Raw genomic sequence first — 21,288 nt, forward strand, 5'->3', positions numbered from 1 at the left:
CCGCACTTGCCGGTGCCGTGCCGGTTCCAAGCCGCCTGCAACTCAGTCGTGCTGGGCTCCATTCCCACTGCATATCGTTGGGAGGGGTTATGCCTACCTCTGACTATCTCATCGACCAGGTCCTGGCGTCGGCCCAACTGCAGAACGCCGCCATGCAATACATCCATGCCGCGCGCCACTCACCACCTAGCCGACGCGTACGCTCGGGGGAGAAGCCCCAAAACACGCCGGTCCGATATGCGAGCCGGAAAATGGGACATACCGTGGGGTGTGAGAGCGCAATAGAACAGCGATTCGCGATGAGCTGCGAATTCAATGATGATGTGCTGGAGTACTGGGACCAGCCCCCACCCATCACCATACGCGTTGGGAGCAAACAACGCCAACGCCCTTACCATGCGGACTTCCTGGTCATTACTCGCACTGGCGCCTGGGTTGCCGAGGTTAAGTTTCTGCGAGAGTGCAAGAGGCTTGGCCAAGAGCGTCCGGACCAATGGCAGGACTCGGGCGAAGAGTGTTGGGATTTCGTGCCCGCAAGGGACGCCTTCGCGGCCCTGGGACTGCGCTATGCCGTGGTGACAGAACGAACCATTTGCCCGATTCTCACCGAGAACCTTGACCTCGTCGCTCGCACGCTGGATATCGGGACGACGTCCGTCGGGCAACGAGTATGCAACGAGGTCACCCGCATTCTTGAACAGCGCGGCGCCATGCCCTTGGCTGAGCTAGCCCAGTGCCTTGACCTTACAGACTTTAGCCCACTGATTCAGCTCATTGGAGCCGGCGCGATTGTAGGGGACATGGAACGGCGCCTCATCACCCGGCCGCATACTTTCCTGATTGCAGCGGATGCCCAAAAGCTAAGGGACGCCATCTATCTTGACACCGAACTCTCGACCGAACCAAACGCCGTCGCTCCACAATCCAAAGATGGGCTGATTGCCGCTACTCGTCTTCAGTTTTTACGCGGCGAGCTAGAGATTTCTATTTCCAAAAGCACAAGATGCAGATGGCAAAAAGCATACAGAAACAACAACAGCATCTCGGCGTTGATACCAAAGCATCGCCTGAAGGGAAATCGTCAGGCGCGACACGCACCGTGGCATTCCGAATTGGCCAATCAGATCATCCAGAAGCACTTCGTCAGCCCTCAGTCGATTTCCAAGGCGGCAGCGTATCGACAGTACTTCCTGGCTCATGCCCAAGCCCTAAGCAGAATCCCAGTGCATGAACAGGAGGAGCCGGTCGCCAGAAGCACGTTCTATCACTGGATCAAAGCCTTAGACCCATATCAGCTCGCCTTGGCTCGCAATGGTCGCCGCAGCGCAAATTCCGTTCGTTCGCCAGTGGATCCGACACTGCGTGACATCCCGCCCGACAGACCGTTCAGGCGCGCGCATATCGACCATCAGTACCTTGCGATCAACGTCGTGGTTGCCGGCGAGGGAGAAGATCTGATGTTCAAATCCCCCTGGCTGACGGCCATGCGGGATGAATATTCCGGCCTATATTTGGCTTACATTCTTAGCTTTTATGCTCCCAGTCGTCGGGCCTGCTGCATGGTCATTAGGGACTGTGCCTACCGACACGGACGTCTGCCCGAATCTGTAATTGTTGACAATGGTGCAGAGTTTGGCTCGGTCTACTTTGAAACCACCTTGGCCTATCTGGCCATCAGCAAACAAAGCCGTCCACCCGGCGCTCCGCGATATGGCAGCTGCATAGAGTCCGCCTTCGGCTCCATGCAATCTCATATAGAGTCCTTTCCTGGCAACAAACGCAACGACGGGTTTGGCCGCGCGAGCAGTGCCTCGCACAAGGGCAAGGCACATGCCTGCCTGGACTTTGAGCACGTATGCAAAGCGGTGGCTGACTACATCGACATCTTCAACACACATGCCATCAAAGGTCTGCAGTCACCCGCCCAGTTGTTCAAGGCGGGAATGGACCGGTTTCCGATGAGTGGAAACGCAGTTAGTTTCGACAACGCTTTCTTGTCGCTAACCGCGCCTGAGCTCCGCCGCAGCCTCCAGCTAGATGAAGCACGTGGCATTCGCCACAAAGGCCGCTACTACCGGCATCCAGCACTCAATACACTACAAGATGGCGCCTCGGTCACGGCTTTTGAGGAACCTTGGGACACCAACCGTCTTTATGCTTTGGTGGGTTCTGAACTGGTGACCTGCCACCACAATTGGTCCTACCAGCCTACAGCCAAGGAAACCGCGGAACTAGCCTTCCAGTCCATCCCACACATCGAGTGCACTGACGTTCAGCGCCGCTTGACCGACAAGAAGGCGCTGCATATGGCGCAGGCAGTTCAGTCTGTCGTTGGCGCTGCGAAGGACCGAAATCGTCCCCGAAAGCAGCAGAGTAAACTTAGTTCCATCCGGCTTGCTGACACGGAAATCTCCCCTCTGCCGTACGACATTGAGGAGGAGTGACCATGAACTACATTGACTTGGCCAACAAACTGACCCGCATACGAATCCGGCATCGCCTGTATGAGCAAACGTATCGGCTGGCCTATGCCAACCTGCAGATTGCCAATGGCGGGGATGTTATTTTCCTTGTAGGCCCATCCCGTGTCGGCAAGAGCACGTTGCTGGCAGAGTGCATCCACGATATGTTTAAGGGCCATCATGACGAACGATATATCCCCTACGCCTGCGTTGATGCGTCTCAGACCAATCAGGGCTCCATCTCATTGAAGCAATTGTGGGCTGACTTTCTGGCGGTGCTCAAACACCCGGCTTTCACTGACAGCAGTTATCTACCACGTCATTCTCACACCGAAGCCGCCCTACGGTCGATCATTGCGAGAACCTTGCAAGCTCGTCGCACCGCCTTGCTGGCGGTTGACGAGGCCATGCCAATCTTCTCATCGCGCAGTCGCGGTGGTCCGCTGGCCGCACTGGACACGCTTAAGTGCCTAGGCAACGAGACCAATGTAGCTATTGTCATTTGCGGCGACTACACGATGCTTGACCGATGTTTCTTGTCGGCACACCTCAATGGCCGGATGGTTGTCCTTGAGTTTCCGGGTTACTCGACCAGCAAGGCTGACAGCGCTGACTTCAATCGCATCCTAACTAGTATAGACAGCCTCTTGCCCTGGAAATCAGGCCAGTGCCTGATGAGTTATCGGGACCTGGTGTATGCGGGTACGGCCGGATGCGTCGGCTCAATTATCAAGTGGGCGAAACTTGCCTTAGCCCAGATGGGCGCACATGAGCGACATCGTTTGACGATCGCTGATTTTGAGTCATCCCGGCGAGTCGCCCAAGCCGAATCGTTCCATGATCTCAATCAGCGGCGGCACCTGCTCAAGAAGATGCGTACTGACATGTTTGAGTCAGCTTCTCCTCTTCCTGAGGAAGAGGCTGTGAGAAACACCGCTCCACCTGGGCGCCGGCGCCCGGGGCAGCGCTCGCTCACACGAGATAGTGTCGGGGTAACGCCCGCATGAAGCGACCGCTCCCGACAACCTTCCTGTTCGATCTCGACCCCAAGGGACTGGGGTCTTTCGAGGTCGAATCATTGGCATCCTATCTGGTCCGCCTCTCGGAACGACACGGGATGAGCCCCCACCAGTTGCTGAGCTGCCTAGATGCATGGTACCGACAGACGTACAATTCAATTGTTCCCCGGTTCTTCAGCATCCGGGTCAATGGCTATAGCCCTAATGTCCAGCGCCTCGTTCAGGCGCTGCAGAACGCTACAAACCGTACTGACCTTTCAGCCTGTACACTTCTTCCCCTTCAACAGGTGTGCGCCAAGAACAACAGTGACAGCATCAAGCCCTACCGCGCTTGGTGCCCGGCCTGCCTTCGCGAGGACCGTGATCTTGGCCGGCCGCCTTACGAACGATTGATATGGCAATTAGTGGGTACCCACCGATGTAGCGTGCATCGAACTCGCTTAGAGGTTTGCTGCAGACAATGTGGTGGGAAGCAGCACTGGCAGCGCTGCAGTACGCCAGACACGTGCGGCGACTGCGGCCGCTCATTGATGAGCCTTCCCCGGTCGGCGCGGCTGTTGCCGCCAGACCCGGGTGAGCGTCATATCGTGGAGCTTTTGGAGTGCACGGCTTCCGTTCCCTTTCCCAACTTCCGACAAGAGGCTGCCGGAGCATTCATTCTCGGCATCAGCAAACATGTTGATATGCGTGATGCAGTAGAACGGCTAGGTAGGATTCTTCGCAAAGCGGAACATGCTCGGCCGTCTTTGTGCTCGTTGCTTCACATCTCTGAGTACTTTGACGTAAGTACGACATTGATACTCTCCTCGCCCGAGCAGGCCGCCAACGTAGCCAGCCTTAATGTGGGAAAGCCTCGGCTACCTCGGCGCTTGCGGGGGAACTATCTCCCTCGCGGAGCGCGCAAATCGGCGATCGAGTGCGCTCTGAAGAAGTGTCTAAATAGCAAAGACCTGGCACCTACACTCCGACAGTTCTGTCAGGACCATGGATTTTGCCAAAGCACAGTCAATCAACGTGGCAGGGACCTTGTGATGAAGCTTATGGCGAAAAGAAAGCTACAGCTTTCTTCGGCGAGAGTAACACAAACCCGGAAAATCGATAGGTCGCTTTCGCGTTTGCCCGTTTCGGAGACGCACGGCCCTATTAAACGTCGTCTAGAGAGGATTGCGATGGAGACGGCTTCGCCCTTATGGCTCGTCAGGCAACGCTATCTTGCGTCCTGCGGCCAGCATCGACCCCGCACACGAAATGGCATGCTCTACGTTCCGAAACCTCCGCAGGAGAACTGAGATGATGAAGCTATCACCTCAGGACGCATTGGCCGATGCGATTGCATCGGTGCAACTCGCCGGGCTGGTGGTACCCAAAGAAATGCGAGCCATTCTTGAGCGTGCCGCGGCAGGCGAAATCTCTTTTGCCACTGCAAAAGACATAATTCTTGAGTGCATTCACAAAGCTCCCTACCATGGCGTGGATGAGTTCTAACTTACGATCCAGTCGGCAGACGCAGACGGCGTGATCTTTGCTCTCGCAGCGGCCACGCTACTATCTCGATTTTAATGAGTGGCTGCCCTCAACGTTCGCCACGCGGGAGAGCTGGACCGCCTTGGCATCCAGAACGATATCCTGATGCGAACCGTCAACAAGCACGTCCTCCGTAAAGGCGCGAAGACCGCTATGCGCTTGCGCTGACACAACGCCGGCGCGGCAGTGTTCCGTGCCGCGGCCGCCAACTGACAACCCAGTCCAGGGCCGACCGGCGCTATGGGCAGGGCAGCGTGTACAGCTTCGGCAACAACTCTCGCGCAGCTATCTGGAAATGGCCCAGCAAGTTTGACAGTCGTATGGTTTGCCCTCGCGCCGCGCTCGGGGCATTTCACTTTGCAGGTGCCGCTACAAACGGAGCAATCCTTTAACGGCAGGCTGCTGTTCTTCCCAATCGCCACGATTGCGTCCTTGGTTCCGAAAAGCGGCCAGCATTACAAGTGCAGATAATCGCACGAACATAACGAGTGTCCGCCAACGGCCAGAAGCGGACATAGATATCTAGGCAGTCTCCTCCATCAACACTGAATAGTGATCTGGGTCCACACGCTCCATTGCCCGCATCACGCGCTCGACCATTCCCCGCGACATTGCGGGGAAGTCGGAAAACTCGAGCAGACGGAGCGTTGATGCGCTGTGCGACCCCTCGTCTACGTATCTTGCGACCGCGTTTCTCTCCACTTCGTCATCGAATAAAATGTCCAACTTGGAGAGATAATTCTTCGGCGTAGGACGCTTGAACCCAAGATACATCTCCAAGAAACGCCGGAGAAGGTTTGGGCAACCTAGGTATGCTTCCACATCGGGTCTTGTGCTCGCTTGGAACTGGCGAAGGCAGAAGAAGACGTGATGATAGTCTGATCGGAACTTCGCCAAGTGGGCTGGAAGCCCCATCAACTGGCTAGCACCGTCGTTCTCACGATGGACAAGATACGCCACATGATCCTTGTGAAACTTTCCTGCACGGTCAGCCCAATCTTGCTTGACGGTGTTGAAGAACTCCGAGTTGTGCGTCGAAATGAATAGCTGCCGACACACCTTTAGACTCGTAATGAGTAGGTAGGCCACGTCATAGATGTGGTTGGCATCTAGGCTACAGATCGGGTCATCCACGAAAACGACCAAGTCCTCAAGTCGCTGACCGTTCTGCCCCAAGCTAACCAGGAAGTAAGCCAGCGAGATCGCTGTCCGCTCACCGTCGCTCATATTGGTGGCGGGTTGACCTTCGCGGATGAACTGGATCCGATTGTCCTGAGCCTGCTCGACGGAGATGCGCGGTCCAAGCAAGCGCTTCAGTAGTCCATTGATCTGACTTGCGGCCACCGAGCTACGTTGTAGCTCGGAATTTACCGCCGCCACTTGCCCTGCAATTTTCTGACCGACAGCCTTGATACGTCCAAGCTCCGCTTCAGCCTGGTTCAAGAACGAGACCGCTTCCGCCGCTCCGGGGTCGAGCGCAAACCGGGCTGCGAAGTGCTCCTTCACTTTCTCGGCTGCGCCTCGGCGTCTGGCGGCAAGTTCGTCACACGCGCGGTTGTGGTCGTCTGTTGCCTGGTGAAGCTCCGCAAGGATAGCCGCCAACTCGGGAGCTCGATCTTCAACTGCCTCCACGGTGTAGGCCGTCTCCATATTGGCAAGCTTCTCCTTCAGCAGGCCAGCCCAACTCGCACGGATCTCGCTTTCCCGAGCTTCCCAAGCCGTGAGCCGACCCAGTGCAGCCTGGACCTTGGCCCGGACATCGGGGATCCACTCCTTCTCATGCGGGAAGGTGTGCGCCGGCCTGCGCTGTTCCAACCGCCCGATTGCCGCCGTGATGGCTGCGTGCTGGTGGCGATACTCGTCGGAGAAGTGGTTCGCGTAGGCTTCCAGCGCTTGCGCTGCATCGTTTCCACAGAAGGCACAGGTCGTATTGTGCTCATGAAAGCGCAGACCGGTGCGTACCCAGTCGCTCAGCGCGGAGTCGTCAGACAAGCGTTTGATCGTCTTCTGTTTTGGTGTCTCCTTCAACAACTTCGCGATGTCATCTACCCTAGGCGGGAGCGGAGGCACCACCACTGGCAGGTTGCCAATGGGAGCGAACTCACTCTGGTCGCGCGCCTGGTTAACCATTGCTTGCAACGTGGCGGCGTTGAGAAGGTGGTTAGCCGGCGCGGTCAGCCGTTGGTGGATAGCTTTCAGATTGGGCGCACGAAAGTCGCGGACACCTAGCACCGTTCCGCCTTCCCTAGCCAAGTCCGTGGCCGCTTTCTCCCTGGCGGTACTGGTCTCACTCTGCTTTGTTTGGACCGAGCGATACATCGCCGCCACACGGTCCCGCCGTCGGGACAGCGACACAATGCGGTTACTCAGCCGGATGTTGTCTTCGCCCACGATGAACAAGGCAGGTGCGTGCGTGTAATCGGCCTGCTGCAGGTTTGCGTCGATAAAGTCCCGGTTGAAGATGCGCACGGGAACCTGCCCCCGATCTTGCTCTTTCCGACTATCCAGCACGCCCTGTCCCATGCTGACACGCACATGTGCGCCGGCCGGCAGCCCGCTTATGGTCGGCCCGTTCAATAGCCCGAAGACACGGGAAAGGGTCGTCTTGCCGGAAGCATTCCAGCCATAGATCAGGTTGTAACGCGCGAAGTCTGGTGCTGCGCTCGTTCGCCCGTCGTAGCCGTCCCAGACTGCCGCTTGAGAGATGGATTCAATTCGCCGAAACATGCTTTCCCCTACGAGCATGACTCGTCATGACCACCTATTCTTCTCGACAATCTAACGCAGTTCACATACGTCCGCTGCCTTGACCGAGCAACGACCGCTTTGGGTCGAAAGGGACATTACACCAAGGTCGACCTCCCCACGGGGGTTCGAACCCCCGGTCGCCGCCGTGAAAGAGTGGCTGCGGAGAATGGTCAACCAGAGTCCGCTTCGGCTGAGCGCTGGCCAGCAAGCCCGGAAATCAGGAATCCCCCGGGATGTCCTCAAACCTCTCCGACCTTCCCAATTCACCTCAGAGAGTAATCCGTTGATTCCCAAGGCCCAACGTTGGTCTTGTCTTCAACTTATGCTGGAAATCTCACATAAGTTGACCTTTTGGAGCAACTTATGTCGAAACGACCAACGGGCAACCTAGGACTGCTTTGTGGTGGGCCCACCAGGACTCGAACCTGGAACCAAAGGATTATGAGTCCTCTGCTCTAACCATTGAGCTATAGGCCCGCTGCCGGGCCATTGTAGCGGGGGGCGGGGGTGGAAACGAAGAACCCGCCTTGCGGCGGGTTCTTTGCTTGCTCGGCTTGCCTGCTGGCTGGAATCAGTCGATGTCCAGGAAGCTGCGCAACTGTTCGGAGCGGCTGGGGTGGCGCAGCTTGCGCAGGGCCTTGGCTTCTATCTGGCGGATGCGCTCGCGGGTGACGTCGAACTGCTTGCCCACTTCTTCCAGGGTGTGGTCGGTGTTCATGTCGATGCCGAAGCGCATGCGCAGCACCTTGGCTTCCCGCGGGGTCAGGCCGGCCAGCACGTCGCGGACGGTTTCCTGCAGGTTGATGTTGGTGGTGTTGTCGATCGGGGACTCCACGTTGGTGTCCTCGATGAAGTCGCCCAGGTGGGAATCCTCGTCGTCGCCGATCGGGGTTTCCATCGAGATCGGCTCCTTGGCGATTTTCATCACCTTGCGGATCTTGTCCTCGGGCATGTCCATTTCCTTGGCCAGCTCCTCCGGGGTAGCCTCGCGGCCGTACTGCTGGAGCATCTGGCGGGAAATGCGGTTCAACTTGTTGATCGTCTCGATCATGTGCACCGGGATGCGGATGGTGCGCGCCTGGTCGGCGATCGAGCGGGTGATCGCCTGGCGGATCCACCAGGTGGCGTAGGTCGAGAACTTGTAGCCGCGGCGGTATTCGAACTTGTCCACGGCCTTCATCAGGCCGATATTGCCTTCCTGGATGAGGTCGAGGAACTGCAGGCCGCGGTTGGTGTACTTCTTGGCGATGGAGATCACCAGGCGCAGGTTGGCCTCGACCATCTCCTTCTTGGCCTTGCGGGCCTTGGCTTCGCCGTAGGCCATGGCGCGGCTGATTTCCTTGATCTCGGCCAGCGGCAGGTGCATCGCCTGTTCGACGGCGATGGTGGCTTCCTGCTCGGCGATGATCTGATCCTTCACTTCACGCAGGCCGGAGGACCACTTCTGCTTGCGCTTGAGGACTTCGTCCACCCAGCCCAGGTTGGTCTGGTTGCCTTCCCAGGCACGCAGGAAGTCCTTGCGCGGCATCTTGGCGATGTTGGCCGACAGGTGCATCACGCGGCGCTCGTGGTCCTTGATCTCGTTGACCACGTCGCGCAGCTTGCGGACCAGGGTGTCGGTCAGGGCCAGCGGCAGCTTGAGGGTGACGAAGACCTCGGCCATTTCGGTGCGGATCTTGGTGACGGCCTTGTTGTCCGGGCCGTTCTTGGCGTGCGCCTTCTTGAACTTGGCATAGCCGTCGGCCAGCGCCTGCATGCGGCGGGCGACTTCTTCCGGATCCGGACCGGTGGGCGCGGCCTCTTCGGCCGCGTCGTCGCCACTGTCATCGTCGTCGTCGTCGCTGTCGGCGTCGCCGTCGGACGCTTCCACGGCTTCCGGCACTTCTTCGGCCGGTTCCTCGACGTCGTTGAAGCCGACCACGACTTCGGCCAGGCGCTTCTTGCCGGTCTTGTGCAGTTCGTACTCTTCCAGCAGCAGTTCGATCGACCACGGGAAGTTGCCGAGCGAAGCCTGGACCTGGCCCAGGCCTTCCTCGATGCGCTTGGCGATGGCGATTTCGCCTTCGCGGGTCAGCAGTTCGACCGTGCCCATCTCGCGCATGTACATGCGCACCGGATCGGTGGTGCGGCCACCTTCGGTGTCGAGCGAGGTCAGCGCGGCCGCGGCTTCCTCGGCCGCGGTCTCGTCGACTTCGCGACCGCCGGTGTTGCCGTCGGACAGCAGCAGGGTTTCGGCATCGGGGGCGACTTCATGGACGTCGATGCCCATGCCGTTGATCATGCCGATGATGTCTTCGATCTGTTCCGGGTCGACCAGGTCGTCCGGCAGGTGATCGTTGACTTCGGCGTAGGTCAGGTAGCCCTGCTCAAGACCCTTGCTGATCAGCAGCTTGATTTCAGATTGTTGGGCAGGACGTTCGTTGGCCATGGAGGTTGCGCCACCGGCATGAGAGGAGGAAGGAACCTAGTATTATACCAGCCCGGACCAGCCACCGTCCCCGGAAACCCGGGAGGACACGCTGTTCCCGCTTCCCTGAACGTCAGGGCCGCAGGAGGAAGGTCACAGGCCCGTCATTGACCAGGCTGACGACCATATGGGCACCGAAACGCCCGGTTTCCACCCCTGGCGCGTGTTTTTGCCGGCAGATTTCGACCAGCCGGTTGAATCCCCGTTCAGCCTCCTCCGGCGGGGCCGCCGTGGTGAAGCTGGGGCGCATGCCGGAGCGGGTGTCGGCGGCCAGGGTGAACTGGCTGACCAGCAGCAGGCCGCCGCCGGTATCGGCCAGGGAACGGTTCATCTTCCCCGCCGCGTCGGCGAATACCCGGTAGCCCAGCAGGCGCTCGGCCATGCGCTGGAACTGCGGCTCGGCATCGCCCGGCTCCACCGCCACCAGGGCCAGCAGGCCGCCGCCGATGGCGCCGATGGTTTCGTCGTCCACGGTCACCGACGCCCGGGTGACCCGCTGTATCAAGGCAAGCATGCGGCCATGCTCGCGGCGCGGGCGGTCACGGTCAACCGCTAGACTGATCCGGATGAAGCCGCAGACCACCGCCCTACTCCTCCACACCGCGATCGCCGGGTTCATGCGCCTGCCCTGGCCGCTGCTGCGCTGGCTGGGCGACCGGCTGGCCTGGCTGTGGCGGCGCACCGACGCCCGCGAAAGCCGGGTGGCGCGGCGCAACCTGGAACTGGCCTTTCCGCACCTGGACGCGACCGCGCGCGAGGCGCTGCATCGGGACATCCTGCGCGCAACCACCCGCCAGCTGATGGAAACCCTGCGCTTCTGGACCCAACCGCATGCCCGGAACCTGGCCTGCCTGCGCGAGTTGCATGGTGCCGAGCTCTACGACCAGGCCCGCGCCGAAGGCCGCAGCGTGATCATCGCCGCGCCCCACTACGGCAACTGGGAGCTGCTGAACCAATGGCTGGCCTCGCGCGGGCCGTACGCGTTCGTGTACCGGGTACCCGAATCGCCGGTGGGCGATGCCTTCCTGCTGCGCGCGCGCGGCGCGGCCAACATCACCCAGGTGCGCGCCGAGGGACCGGCGGTGCGCCAGCTGTGGAAGCAGCTCAAGGATGGCGGCGTGGTGGCGATCCTGCCGGATCAGCAGCCCAAGGCGGGCGACGGCGAGTTCGCGCCGTTCTTCGGCGTACCGGCGCTGACCATGACGCTGCTGTCGCGGCTGGCCGAGCGCACTGGCGCGGTGGTGCTGTTCGCCTGGTGCGAACGGATCGGCGACGGCCCGGATTTCGCCCTGCACATCGAGCCGGCCGAGCCGGCGATCGCCGATTCGGATCCGGTGGTGGCGGTCACCGCGCTCAACGCCGGCGTGGAGCGGATCACGCGCCGCGATCCGGCCCAGTACCAGTGGACGTACAAACGCTATACGCTGCGGCCACCGGGCAGCGGCGAGGACAATCCTTACCTCTGAACCCGCAGGACGATTCGAACGCAACAAGGGGACGACATGCGTGCAATGGGTGTGTGGCTGGCGCTGTGGGCGGCGCCGGCACTGGCGGCGGGCGATGATCTGGCCGAAATCAACGCGGTCAGCCGCGCCTGGGATCGCTATGCGGAACTGGTGAACGCGAGCAAGCCGGAAAGCGCGGATCTGCTGGCGGCCTCCAGCTTCACCCATTTCACGTTCCTGCGCGACGCCGCGCTGTACGCCTCGGCCGAACAGCTGCGGCGCCTGCCTTCGGATGATCGGGTCAAGGTCTATCTGCTGCGCGCCACCCAGGACGAGGCCGCGCTGAAGAAGCTGGATGGCATCGCAGTGGCGCGGCTGTTCGCGAGCAAGGGCTGGATCTCGGTGCGCAGCGACGAGGAGGATGGTCCCGTTTCGCTGACCCACGTGACCATTTCCGGCGAGCACGCGGTGTCCGAAATTGGATCTCCCACCGAAAGCAACTTCCAGTTCGGCCCGGATTTCGTGCACGAGAAGGACGGCTGGAAGTACCGCCTGGAATCCTCCACGCTGGAGGCATCGGCGGCCTTCGACCGATCGACCACCAACGCGGGCGTGACCAACACCCAAATGACCGAGTTCGTGCTCGGGCGAATCCTGGAAGCCGAGCCTCCGCGCCTGGCGGTGCTGGATCGCGCGCCTGTGGACGATGCCGCCGCGCGCATCCGCCTCAACGAACAGTGGCCGGATTACGACACGGTGTTCCGCTTCCGGGTGGAAGCGCTGGAACGCAAGGCCGAAGCCGACGACAGCCTGGCCCAGCTGGCGCTGGGCGCGATGATGCTGGACGAGAATCCGCAGTACGTGCGGCACGATCCGAAGAAAGCCCTGGAATGGCTGGAGCGCGCCAGCAACAACGGCAACGCGCGCGCGGCGATGTACACCGCCGGCCTGCTGATGCAGGACCCGTCGCAGTTCGGCGATGCCCACTACCGGCGCGTGCTGCCGCACCTGCAGCGCGCAGCCAATGCGTCCAACGGCATGGCGATGATCGAACTGTCGCATTTCTATGCCGAAGGGCTGGCCGGGCTTCCCCGCGATTGCCGGCAGGCCGCCGACTGGCAGGCGCGCGCGGAAGAGGCGGGCATCGAGCATGCGCGCAACGAACAGGTATGGACGCTGGCGACCTGCCCGATTCCCGCGCAGCGCGATCCAGCGCGCGCGCTGGAACTGGCGAAGTTCATGATGGAACGGAAGGACAAGCTGGACGCCAGCGAACTTGACACCGTGGCCGCGGCGCTGGCCGCCAACCAACGCTTCGACAAGGCCATCGCCTACCAGAACGACGCCATCGCGAAGGTGCCTGGCGAGATCACCGAACGCAAGGCGCAGGTCGCGACCATCAAGCGCATGCGGCAGCGACTCAACAGCTATCGCAAGGGCCAGGACTACGTCCTCGACTACAGCGTCTACAACGAAGCGAAGGAAGGGAAATACTGATGAGCGACCTGCCTCCCGTCGTGCCGGTCGCGGTGCCGGATACCGCACCGGGCTGGCAGCCGCTGCCGACGCGCGGCGCGTGGCTGGCCGCATTGGGCGGCGTGATGCTGGGCATCCCCCTGGCGGTGGGCGCCGCCTTCGTCAGCCAGGCCAGCGGCTGGGGTTCGCCGTGGCTGAGCGCGCCGGCCGCGCTGCTGATCGGCGCGGCGCTGGGCGCGTGGGTGAGCGTGCGCCGGCACCTACGCACGCGCTGGAAACTGGACGATTCCGGCTTCGCCGTGCGGCGCGGCAACTGGTGGCAGAGCGAAACCCATGTGCCGATTTCGCGCGTGCAGCACCTGGATCTGAAGCGCGGGCCGCTGGAACGCGGGCTCGGCCTGGCCACCCTGGTGGTGCATACCGCCGGCACCCGCCAGGCCACGGTCAACGTGCAGGCGCTGGATGCCGCCGACGCCGAGCGCCTGCGCGATCGGCTGGCCCGCCAGCTCGATCTCGACGACGCGTTGTGAGCGCTCCCGAGCCGCCTCCCCTTCCCTCCGCCGATGCCCTGCCGATGGCGGTGGAGCAGCGGCTGCATCCGTGGTCGTGGCTGTTCGTGCTGGTGCAGCAGCTCAAGCAGTTCATCCTGCCGCTGATCGCGCTGGTGGTGTTCGGCGGACGTGGCGATCCGGACAATCTGTGGGCGAACCTGGGGCCGGTGATCGCGGTCGGCGTGCTGGTGGTGGTGTCGGTGGTGCAGTACTTCACCTACCGCTACCGGATCGGCCGCGACGGCCTGACCATCCGCAGTGGGTGGCTGCATCGCAGCCTGCGCGAGATTCCGTTCGCACGCATCCACAACGTGGGCATCCACCAGTCGTTGCTGCATCGCCTGTTCCAGGTGGCGGAGGTGCGGCTGGAATCGGCCGGCGGGCAGAAGCCCGAAGCGGAGATGCGGGTGCTGAGCCTGTCGGCGGCCAACGCGCTGGAGAACCTGATCCGGCATCGCGGCCAGACCACGCCGGCCACGTCGGTCGACGCACCGGTTGCGCCCGCCGCGAACACGCTGCTGGCGCTGCCGCTGGCGGAAGTGATCCGGCTGGGACTGGCGTCCAATCGAGGCATGGTCGTGGTCGCGGCGGCATTCGGCCTGGCCTGGCAGGTCCTGCCCGACAAGATGATGGCGCGGCTGGTGCAGCGTTATTCGCGCGAGGCGTTCGGTTATGCGAGCCACCTGGAATGGAGCTGGCAGAGTGGCGTGCTGGCCGCACTCGCGGTGATCGCGCTGGTGGTGGTGCTGACCCGGCTGCTGTCGGTGCTGCTGGCACTGGTGCAGTTCCATGGCTTCCGCCTGAGCGAGGCGGATCGCCGGCTGACCGTCGAACGCGGCCTGCTGACCCGACTGCGCAACAGCGTGTCGCGACGACGCATCCAGGCCTGGACCCTGCGCGAAGGCGTGGTGCAGCGCTGGCTGAAGCGGCGCAGCCTGCATATCGACACCGCGGTCGCCAGCCGCGTCGAGCACGACGATGGCCGCGCGCTCAAGGTGCTGGCGCCGATTGCCACGCCGGATGCCTGCGACGTCCTCGTCCGCCATCTGTTGCCGCATTCGGCCTGGCCGCCCACGCAGTGGCGCCCCATGCCGATGCGGGCGGCGTGGCGACTATGGCTGCCCGGACTGGTCCTCACGCCGCTGCTGGCGATCGCGATCGGGTTCCCGCTCGGCGCCTGGGCCACCCTGGCGCTGCTGCTCTGGCCGCTGACCGGATGGGCCGCCTGGCAGAACGCGCGGCGTTCCGGCCATGCGATCGGTGATGAACTGATCGCGGTGCGTGGCGGCTGGTGGTCGCGCTGGTGGCGGTTCGCCGAGGTCGACAAATTGCAGGCGTTGCGGTTGAGCCGCACGCCGGTGGATCGCTGGCTGGGCACCGCGACGCTGTGGCTGGACACCGCCGGCGACCGTGGCCTGAGCCCGCCGTTGCGGTTGCGCTTCCTGCCCGAAGCCGAGGTGCAGGCGATCTACCTGCGCCTGGCCGACGCCCTCGCCCGCCGCCGCCTGCGCTGGTAGCGCGCTCAGCGCGCGGCCGGCCCCCAGTAGCCGAGATCCTTGCGGATCTGCAGCCCGCGCAGCAGGCTGCCGAACGGCTTGCGCCCCAGCGGTCCCAGTTCCCCGCGCAGCAGGCGCTCGGTGGCGAGCATCACCCGCTGCGAGGAATGCCCGTCGTGGTACGGGTGGATGGCGGTGGCATAGTCGGCCAGCGCGGCGCGCAGCGCATCGTCCGGGGCGAAAGCGCGCGCCAGCATCTCCGGCAGGCGCGCCGGATCGGCGAAGTCGATCATGTGCGGTTTGGGCGCGCGGTTGCGGAAGGTCACCACCGGCTTGCGCTGGACCACGAACTCGCTGACCACCGAGGTGGTGTCGGCCACCAGCACGTCGGCCGCACGCTCGGCGCTGATCAGATCCTCGGTTTCGACGAACACCGCGTTCGCGCCGGCCAGCGCGCGATAGCGTTCGAACAATTCCGGCGGGCATTTGGGATGCAGGGTCAGCAGCCAGAAGCGCTCGCCGGCGGCCACCTGCGCGGCAATCGCGTCGTACAGGTGCGGCGCGGCGCTCAGCCGCTCGGTGAAGGTCGAGGCGAACATCACCACCGGCCGGCCGCCGGCCTGCGCGCGCCATTGCCGCGACCGCGCGTCTTCCGGGCCGAACAGCGGATCCAGTTTGGGCCAGCCGGTTTCGACCACCTTGAAGTGACCCGCCTCGCGCGCCAGCGTCTCGAACGGCGCGGTAGTCGCCGGTCCCTGCGTGCAGTACAGATCGAACATGCCGCGCACCCGGAAATGGCCGCGGGCGGCGTCACGTTTCTCCACGTTGAAGCCATGGAACAGTTGCACCTTGGCGCCGGACACGAACGTGGGCACCCAGTTGGCGGCGCTGAACACCGCGCGCGGACGCAGTTCGACGGCCTGGCGCGGGGTGTCGATCATCCGCACCGGCGCGGGCAGGCGCGCGCCCGCCGCGCCGTCGACGAACCAGGCGTGCACGCCATGACCCGCGGCTTGCAGCGCATCGGCCAGCGGCTGCAAGATGGGCAGCGCATAGCGTTCCGTCGCAAACAACAGGTAATCCGCCATCAACGCCTCCTCGAACCACCGGGTCCCGATTTCGGCCTGCATTATCGCGTTTAACGAAGCGGACCGCATCGGCGACTGCCTGGCCTCGCTGGCGTTCTGCGACGAAATCGTGGTGGTGGATTCGTACTCCACCGACGCCACCGTGGCGATCGCGCAGGCGGCGGGCGCACGGGTGCTGCAGCGGCCATTCGACGGCTTCCGCAGCCAGAAGCAGTTCGCGGTCGAGCAGGCCCGCCACGACTGGGTGCTGTGCCTGGACGCGGACGAGCGCGTGGACGGCACCCTGCGCGCGGCCATCGAATCGGCCCGTGACGCGGGCTTCGACGGCGCTGCCGGCTACCGGTTCGCGCGACTGTCGGATTACTTCGGTCGTTTCCTGCGCCATGGCAACGCCTACCCGGATCGGGTGCTGCGCCTGTTCGATCGCCGCCGCGGCGGCTGGCGCGGCAAGCGCGAGGTGCACGAGGCCGCCAGCGTGGACGGCGCGGTGAAGACCCTGCGCGGGGATCTGGTCCACTACCCCTACCGCTCGCTGGAACAGCAACTGCTCAAGACCCAGCGCTACGCGCGGATGATGGCCGAGCACGATTTCGCGCGCGGCAAGCGCGCCACCTTGGCCAAGCTGGTGCTGTCGCCGGCCTGGCGCTTCTGGCGCGGTTACCTGCTGCGCGGCGGTTTCCTCGACGGCTGGCACGGCCTGGTCTATGCCTATGTGCGCGCCAACTACGTGCGCCAGAAGACCATCATGCTGTGGCTGCTGCAGAACGGGCAGCCGGTGGTCTCGCCCGCGCCTTCCGACCAGGACAAGCCCTGACCATGTGCGGTATCGCAGGCGCCTGGTCGCCCCAACCGCGCAGCGACGCGGACGAACTCCATGCCCTCGGCCGACGCATGGGCGTGGCCATCGCCCACCGCGGTCCGGATGACAGCGGCACCTGGGTCGACGCCGACGCCGGCCTGGTGCTGTCGCACCGGCGCCTGTCGATCCTGGACCTGAGCCCGGAAGGCCACCAGCCGATGGTGTCGGCCGATGGCCGCTGGGTGCTCGCCTTCAACGGCGAGATCTACAACCACGCCGTGCTGCGCGCCGAGCTGGAATCGCTGGGACACCGCTTCCGCGGCCATTCCGACACCGAGGTGCTGCTGGCGGCCATTGCCCAATGGGGCGTGCAGGCGGCGCTGGAACGCGGCAACGGCATGCTGGCGCTGGCGGCCTGGGATCGGCGCGAACGCACGCTGTGGCTGGCGCGCGACCGGGTCGGCAAGAAGCCGCTGTACTACGGCTGGACCACCGATGGCACGCTGGTGTTCGGCAGCGAACTGTCCGCGCTGCTGGTCCATCCGGGCCTGCGCACGGAGGTCAATCCCGACGCGCTGGCGCTGCTGCTGCGACTGGACTATATCCCGGCGCCGTACGCGATCCTGCGCGGCGTGCACAAACTGCCGGCCGGCACCCTGCTGCGCCTGGATCCGACGACGCTGGCGGCGGGCGATGCCGGCCATGATCCGGTGCGCGCGCCCCAGCCTTGGTGGAATGCCCGCCAGCGTCAGGAGGTGGCCATCGCGCAGGGCTTCGTTGGCGACGAGGACGCGGCGCTGGACGCGCTGGATGCGCTGCTGCGCGACGCGATCGGCCTGCGCATGGAAGCGGACGTGCCGCTGGGGACGTTCCTGTCCGGCGGCACCGATTCATCGCTGGTCACCGCGCTGATGCAGGCGCAGTCCACCCGCCCGGTGCGCAGCTTCTCGATCGGTTTCGACAACACCGACCACGACGAGAGCGCCTATGCGGCGGCGGTGGCGAAGCACCTGGGCACCGATCACACCGAGCTGCACGCCGATGGCCGCGCCGCGCTGGACCTGGTGCCGGACATCGCGCGGATGTTCGATGAGCCGTTCGCCGATTCCTCGCAGTTGCCGACCGCGCTGCTGTGCCGGCTGGCCCGCCAGCACGTGACGGTGGCGCTGTCCGGCGATGGCGGCGATGAACTGTTCTTTGGCTATGGCCGCTACCTGCGCGCGCTGCGCAACGACGCGCGCCTGGCGCGGTTGCCGCGAGGCCTGCTGGCGCGCCTGGCCGGCAACCCCGGCGAACGCTCGCGGCTGGGCGGCCTGGCGGCGGCGCGCGCGGAACTGGCCACCGGCGATCTGCAGGGCGTCGCCCTGCAACGGGTCAGCCGCTGGCGGCAGCCGGAACGGGTGGTGCGCGGCGCCCGCCGCGCGATCACCGCCTACGACGATCCCGCCGCGCTGCCGGCCAATGGCGGACCCGCCGACCGGCTGATGGCGCTGGATTTCGCCTGCTACCTGCCCGAGGACATCCTGACCAAGGTCGACCGCGCCAGCATGGCGGTGGCCCTGGAGGCGCGCGCGCCGTTGCTGGACTGGCGGGTGGTCGAGTTCGCCTGGTCGCTGCCGCTGGCGATGAAATACCGCGACGGCCAGCTCAAGCACCTGCCCAAGCGCCTGCTGGAGCGCTACCTGCCCGCCTCGCTGGTGCACCGGCCCAAATCGGGCTTCGGCGCGCCGGTCGGCGACTGGCTTCGCGGCCCGCTGCGCGACTGGGCCGAGGCCCAGCTGGACGAGCGCCGCCTGCGCGAGGAAGGCCATTTCGATCCGGCGCCGATCCGCGCCATCTGGCACGAGTTCCAGGCCGGCCAGCGCAAATGGCACACCCACCTGTGGGGCGTGCTGATGTTCCAGGCCTGGCGCGAACGCTTGCAGGCGATCCGTCCGCCGGCATGAACCGGCACCGTTGAACCGGCCCCGCGCGCGTTCGCGCCCTTCCCCCGCATCGACCCTGCCGTGACAATATGCGCCTGCCCGGCGCGCCACCGCGTGGCCGCTGGCGGCGTTCTTCCTTCTTCGAGAGTGGTTCATGCAGCGCATTCTGATCACCGGCGGCGCCGGCTTCCTGGGTTCCCACCTGTGCGATCGCCTGATCGGGGACGGACACGACGTCCTGTGCGCGGACAACTTCTTCACCGGCAGCAAGCGCAATGTCGCGCACCTGCTCAACCATCCCTACTTCGAGCTGATGCGGCATGACGTGACCTTCCCGCTGTACGTGGAAGTGGACCGCATCTTCAATCTCGCCTGCCCGGCCTCGCCGATCCATTACCAGCACGATCCGGTGCAGACCACCAAGACCAGCGTGCACGGCGCGATCAACATGCTGGGCCTGGCCAAGCGCCTGGACGCGCGCATCCTGCAGGCCTCCACCAGCGAGGTCTACGGCGATCCGGAAGTGCATCCGCAGCAGGAAGGCTACTGGGGCCGGGTCAATCCGATCGGCCTGCGCAGCTGCTACGACGAGGGCAAGCGCTGCGCCGAGACGCTGTTCTTCGACTACCACCGCCAGCATGGGCTGGACATCAAGGTGGTACGCATCTTCAACACCTACGGCCCGCGCATGCATCCGAATGACGGCCGGGTGGTCAGCAATTTCATCGTGCAGGCGCTGCGCGGCGAGGACATCACCATCTATGGCGATGGCAGCCAGACCCGCAGCTTCTGCTACGTGGACGATCTGGTGGAGGTGATCGTGCGGATGATGGAAACCGAGCGCGGCTTCACCGGCCCGGTCAACATCGGCAATCCCGGCGAGTTCACCATGCTGGAACTGGCGGAGAAGGTGCTCGGCCTGGTCGGCGGAACATCGCGGCTGGTTTTCCAGCCACTGCCTTCCGATGATCCGAAGCAGCGCCAGCCGGACATCACCCTGGCCCGGGAAAAGCTGGGCTGGGAGCCGAAGGTGGCACTGGAGGACGGCCTGAAGGAAACCATCGGCTACTTCCGCAAACTGCTGGCCGAGGGCCAGGCATGACCCGCTTCGCGGTCATCATCACCAACTACAACTATGCCCGCTTCGTGATCGAAGCGGTCGACGGCGTGCTGGCGCAGGGGCGGCGCGCGGCGCAGATCCTGGTGGTCGACGACGGCTCCACCGATGGCTCGCAGGCCCTGCTGACCGAACACTACGGCCAGCATCCGGGCGTGCAGCTGCTGTTCGGCGAGAACGGCGGCCAACTGGCGGCCTTCCAGCGCGGCGTGGCCGCCGTGGATGCCGGCGTGGACGTGGTCTGCTTCCTCGATGCCGACGACCGCTGGCAGCCGGATTACCTGGAGAAGATCGGCGCGATCTACGACGAGCGCAAGGATGTCGGCTTCGTGTTCTCCGACATCGATCTGTTCGGCAACGAGGAAGGTCGCATCGGTTTCGCCAGGCAGGCCGTCGACCTCGGCTATACCGCGATCAGCACCTATGCCCTGACCTACTGGTACGGCGCGCCGACCTCGGCGCTGTCGCTGCGGCTGCGCTACGCGCGCCAGTGCATGGATCTGCCGGCGCAGGTGAGTGCGACCTGGCGCATTTCGGCCGACAACTGCCTGGTGTTCGGCGCCAGCATCTTCGGCGCGCGCAAGTACTTCCTGCCGACTGGCCAGGTTGGCTATCGCATCCACGGCAACAACGGTTGGTGGGCGCAGCAGAACCGGAGCACGACCTTCCTGGGCCTGCTGCAGTCGCGTGGCCTGATCGCCCACTACGCGCGGACCGCCGGCATGGACGATTCCTGCCTGGAACTGGCCAAGCTGGAGTACCGGACCAAGCCGGATCCGGACTGGGCCGAGGCGCGCCGCTACATCGACCTGTGCTGGCGCGCGCGCCTGCCCTGGTGGAAGCGCCTGGAGCGCATCCTGAGCATCGTCCGCAGCCGCAAGCGCTCCGGCTAGGCGACCGCCCGTCGGGGACGCCGCCTTCTTTTCACACCCGCTCAACAAAACCCGATCCTGGTTTTGTCCCGGGCCGTAGCTTGCCTTACGCTTGGTGGATTGCCCCCGCATCCCCGTGGCCTGCCGGACGCCGTGTTTGACCTCCCGAACTTCTCCCTCTTCCCCCGCACCTGACCTGCCGCCGGCGCAACCCCACCGCCCCTCCCTGTCACGCGCACGCGATCCGGATGCCCCGGCGGGCACGCCATCGCCTGTGCGCGGACCGCGCGAGATGCCGG

At 64.0% G+C, this 21,288-nt stretch carries 16 protein-coding genes and 1 tRNA gene; 12 read left to right on the forward strand and 5 right to left on the reverse strand.

Annotation, left to right across the window (positions count from 1 at the left end; genetic code table 11):
• The first annotated feature begins 299 nt into the window (after positions 1 to 299).
• From AC3DE2_RS18530 to AC3DE2_RS18545, 4 genes are read left to right on the forward strand one after another with little or no spacing between them, the layout of a single operon-like run.
• On the forward strand, positions 300 to 2,444 hold the full coding sequence (locus AC3DE2_RS18530) for a hypothetical protein (protein ID WP_488427349.1): 2,145 nt from the start codon (positions 300 to 302) through the stop codon (positions 2,442 to 2,444).
• Positions 2,445 to 2,446: 2 nt separating this feature from the next.
• Entirely contained in the window at positions 2,447 to 3,469 is a 1,023-nt protein-coding gene (locus AC3DE2_RS18535; protein WP_488427350.1) for an ATP-binding protein, read from the forward strand.
• The gene (locus AC3DE2_RS18540) at positions 3,466 to 4,770 is read left to right on the forward strand and encodes a TniQ family protein (protein ID WP_488427351.1); all 1,305 of its coding nucleotides are present in this window, start codon (positions 3,466 to 3,468) and stop codon (positions 4,768 to 4,770) included. Before AC3DE2_RS18535 ends, AC3DE2_RS18540 begins: the two co-directional genes overlap by 4 nt.
• A gap of 4 nt (positions 4,771 to 4,774) precedes the next feature.
• Positions 4,775 to 4,966 carry an antitoxin VbhA family protein gene (locus AC3DE2_RS18545; RefSeq protein WP_488427352.1) on the forward strand — a complete coding sequence of 64 codons (192 nt, stop codon included), beginning with the start codon at positions 4,775 to 4,777 and terminating at the stop codon, positions 4,964 to 4,966.
• 561 nt (positions 4,967 to 5,527) lie between these two features.
• On the opposite strand, the gene AC3DE2_RS18550 is transcribed toward AC3DE2_RS18545, so the two are convergent.
• The 4 genes from AC3DE2_RS18550 to dtd form a co-directional block, all read right to left on the reverse strand.
• Positions 5,528 to 7,732 (reverse strand): AAA family ATPase, encoded by a 2,205-nt coding sequence (locus AC3DE2_RS18550; protein WP_488427353.1) that lies wholly within the window; start codon positions 7,730 to 7,732, stop codon positions 5,528 to 5,530.
• 422 nt (positions 7,733 to 8,154) lie between these two features.
• Positions 8,155 to 8,230 (reverse strand) — tRNA-Ile (locus tag AC3DE2_RS18555).
• Between the two features lie 94 nt (positions 8,231 to 8,324).
• Complete coding sequence (gene rpoD, locus AC3DE2_RS18560; protein WP_488427354.1) at positions 8,325 to 10,181, reverse strand: RNA polymerase sigma factor RpoD; 1,857 nt, start codon at positions 10,179 to 10,181, stop codon at positions 8,325 to 8,327.
• 112 nt (positions 10,182 to 10,293) lie between these two features.
• The gene (gene dtd, locus AC3DE2_RS18565; protein WP_295376890.1) at positions 10,294 to 10,734 is read right to left on the reverse strand and encodes a D-aminoacyl-tRNA deacylase; all 441 of its coding nucleotides are present in this window, start codon (positions 10,732 to 10,734) and stop codon (positions 10,294 to 10,296) included.
• Positions 10,735 to 10,786: 52 nt separating this feature from the next.
• Here dtd and AC3DE2_RS18570 point away from each other — a divergent pair, with 52 nt between their 5' ends.
• From AC3DE2_RS18570 to AC3DE2_RS18585, 4 genes are read left to right on the forward strand one after another with little or no spacing between them, the layout of a single operon-like run.
• Positions 10,787 to 11,686, forward strand: coding sequence for a lauroyl acyltransferase (locus tag AC3DE2_RS18570; protein ID WP_488427355.1), 900 nt, complete (start codon positions 10,787 to 10,789; stop codon positions 11,684 to 11,686).
• A 36-nt stretch (positions 11,687 to 11,722) separates the two neighbouring features.
• Positions 11,723 to 13,162, forward strand: coding sequence for a tetratricopeptide repeat protein (locus AC3DE2_RS18575; protein ID WP_488427356.1), 1,440 nt, complete (start codon positions 11,723 to 11,725; stop codon positions 13,160 to 13,162).
• On the forward strand, positions 13,162 to 13,671 hold the full coding sequence (locus AC3DE2_RS18580; protein ID WP_295376896.1) for a PH domain-containing protein: 510 nt from the start codon (positions 13,162 to 13,164) through the stop codon (positions 13,669 to 13,671). Before AC3DE2_RS18575 ends, AC3DE2_RS18580 begins: the two co-directional genes overlap by 1 nt.
• 44 nt (positions 13,672 to 13,715) lie before the next feature.
• On the forward strand, positions 13,716 to 15,209 hold the full coding sequence (locus tag AC3DE2_RS18585; protein WP_488427397.1) for a PH domain-containing protein: 1,494 nt from the start codon (positions 13,716 to 13,718) through the stop codon (positions 15,207 to 15,209).
• Positions 15,210 to 15,214: 5 nt separating this feature from the next.
• On the opposite strand, the gene AC3DE2_RS18590 is transcribed toward AC3DE2_RS18585, so the two are convergent.
• A complete protein-coding gene (locus AC3DE2_RS18590) occupies positions 15,215 to 16,279 on the reverse strand; it encodes a CDP-glycerol glycerophosphotransferase family protein (RefSeq protein WP_488427398.1) in 1,065 nt (354 codons plus the stop codon).
• Between AC3DE2_RS18590 and AC3DE2_RS18595 the strand changes: the two genes are divergently transcribed.
• From AC3DE2_RS18595 to AC3DE2_RS18610, 4 genes are all read left to right on the forward strand, one after another.
• Positions 16,275 to 17,090, forward strand: coding sequence for a glycosyltransferase family 2 protein (locus tag AC3DE2_RS18595; protein ID WP_295376976.1), 816 nt, complete (start codon positions 16,275 to 16,277; stop codon positions 17,088 to 17,090). The genes AC3DE2_RS18590 and AC3DE2_RS18595 overlap by 5 nt on opposite strands.
• Positions 17,091 to 17,092: 2 nt before the next feature.
• Positions 17,093 to 19,021 (forward strand): asparagine synthase (glutamine-hydrolyzing), encoded by a 1,929-nt coding sequence (gene asnB, locus AC3DE2_RS18600; RefSeq protein ID WP_488427357.1) that lies wholly within the window; start codon positions 17,093 to 17,095, stop codon positions 19,019 to 19,021.
• A 133-nt stretch (positions 19,022 to 19,154) separates the two neighbouring features.
• The gene (locus AC3DE2_RS18605) at positions 19,155 to 20,102 is read left to right on the forward strand and encodes a UDP-glucuronic acid decarboxylase family protein (RefSeq protein WP_295376900.1); all 948 of its coding nucleotides are present in this window, start codon (positions 19,155 to 19,157) and stop codon (positions 20,100 to 20,102) included.
• Entirely contained in the window at positions 20,099 to 21,010 is a 912-nt protein-coding gene (locus AC3DE2_RS18610; protein WP_488427358.1) for a glycosyltransferase family 2 protein, read from the forward strand. The genes AC3DE2_RS18605 and AC3DE2_RS18610 overlap by 4 nt, the downstream gene beginning before the upstream one ends.
• Positions 21,011 to 21,288 lie beyond the last annotated feature (278 nt).

It is taken from the genome of Pseudoxanthomonas sp. 68-E7 (genome assembly GCF_057773145.1).

What these genes read in the sequence shown, in the direction of transcription:
- AC3DE2_RS18530 (WP_488427349.1), top strand. Translation starts at nt 300, where the DNA reads ATGAGCTGCGAATTCAATGATGATGTGCTGGAGTACTGGGACCAGCCC.
- AC3DE2_RS18535 (WP_488427350.1), top strand. Translation starts at nt 2,447, where the DNA reads ATGAACTACATTGACTTGGCCAACAAACTGACCCGCATACGAATCCGG.
- AC3DE2_RS18540 (WP_488427351.1), top strand. Translation starts at nt 3,466, where the DNA reads ATGAAGCGACCGCTCCCGACAACCTTCCTGTTCGATCTCGACCCCAAG.
- AC3DE2_RS18545 (WP_488427352.1), top strand. Translation starts at nt 4,775, where the DNA reads ATGAAGCTATCACCTCAGGACGCATTGGCCGATGCGATTGCATCGGTG.
- AC3DE2_RS18550 (WP_488427353.1), bottom strand. Translation starts at nt 7,732, where the DNA reads ATGTTTCGGCGAATTGAATCCATCTCTCAAGCGGCAGTCTGGGACGGC.
- rpoD (WP_488427354.1), bottom strand. Translation starts at nt 10,181, where the DNA reads ATGGCCAACGAACGTCCTGCCCAACAATCTGAAATCAAGCTGCTGATC.
- dtd (WP_295376890.1), bottom strand. Translation starts at nt 10,734, where the DNA reads ATGCTTGCCTTGATACAGCGGGTCACCCGGGCGTCGGTGACCGTGGAC.
- AC3DE2_RS18570 (WP_488427355.1), top strand. Translation starts at nt 10,787, where the DNA reads ATGAAGCCGCAGACCACCGCCCTACTCCTCCACACCGCGATCGCCGGG.
- AC3DE2_RS18575 (WP_488427356.1), top strand. Translation starts at nt 11,723, where the DNA reads ATGCGTGCAATGGGTGTGTGGCTGGCGCTGTGGGCGGCGCCGGCACTG.
- AC3DE2_RS18580 (WP_295376896.1), top strand. Translation starts at nt 13,162, where the DNA reads ATGAGCGACCTGCCTCCCGTCGTGCCGGTCGCGGTGCCGGATACCGCA.
- AC3DE2_RS18585 (WP_488427397.1), top strand. Translation starts at nt 13,716, where the DNA reads ATGGCGGTGGAGCAGCGGCTGCATCCGTGGTCGTGGCTGTTCGTGCTG.
- asnB (WP_488427357.1), top strand. Translation starts at nt 17,093, where the DNA reads ATGTGCGGTATCGCAGGCGCCTGGTCGCCCCAACCGCGCAGCGACGCG.
- AC3DE2_RS18605 (WP_295376900.1), top strand. Translation starts at nt 19,155, where the DNA reads ATGCAGCGCATTCTGATCACCGGCGGCGCCGGCTTCCTGGGTTCCCAC.
- AC3DE2_RS18610 (WP_488427358.1), top strand. Translation starts at nt 20,099, where the DNA reads ATGACCCGCTTCGCGGTCATCATCACCAACTACAACTATGCCCGCTTC.